This is a genomic window from Streptomyces sp. WM6378 (assembly GCF_001279695.1).
In the GTDB taxonomy this organism is placed as follows: domain Bacteria; phylum Actinomycetota; class Actinomycetes; order Streptomycetales; family Streptomycetaceae; genus Streptomyces.
This window is the reverse complement of sequence record NZ_LGDD01000178.1, coordinates 1-472: the sequence shown is the minus strand read 5'-3', so window position 1 is coordinate 472 and position 472 is coordinate 1. Positions and strand designations below refer to the sequence as shown.

Annotated in this window: 1 protein-coding gene; it reads right to left on the bottom strand. The window is 68.9% G+C overall.

Annotated features, from left to right (window positions below):
- Window positions 1-472: thiamine pyrophosphate-binding protein (locus ADK54_RS16215; protein WP_267887016.1), on the bottom strand; the 472-nt coding region annotated here is incomplete at both ends.

Genomic DNA, 472 nt, shown 5'->3' with positions numbered 1-472 from the left:
AATGTCCTCGGCCTTCGTCACCAGGAAGTTGTGCTTGGTGATCGGCATCGTGATACCCACGATGTCCGCCTCCTGGAAGGCATCCGTACCGATCGCCTTGGAGGAGACCTGGCCGGTGATCGCGACCAGCGGCACCGAGTCCATGTGGGCGTCGGCGATCGGGGTGACCAGGTTGGTGGCGCCGGGACCCGACGTCGCCATGCACACGCCGACCTTGCCGGTGGCCTGGGCGTACCCGGTGGCGGCGTGGCCCGCGCCCTGCTCGTGGCGGACCAGGACGTGACGGACCCGAGTGGAGTCCATCATCGGGTCGTACGCCGGGAGGATGGCACCGCCCGGAATCCCGAACACGACCTCCGCCCCGACTTCCTCGAGAGAACGGATGAGGGACTTCGCGCCCGTGACGTGCTCAACGGTCGCGGACTGGTGTCCGCCGTTACGGGGCCGCGGCTGCGGATGGTGGGCCCCGGTG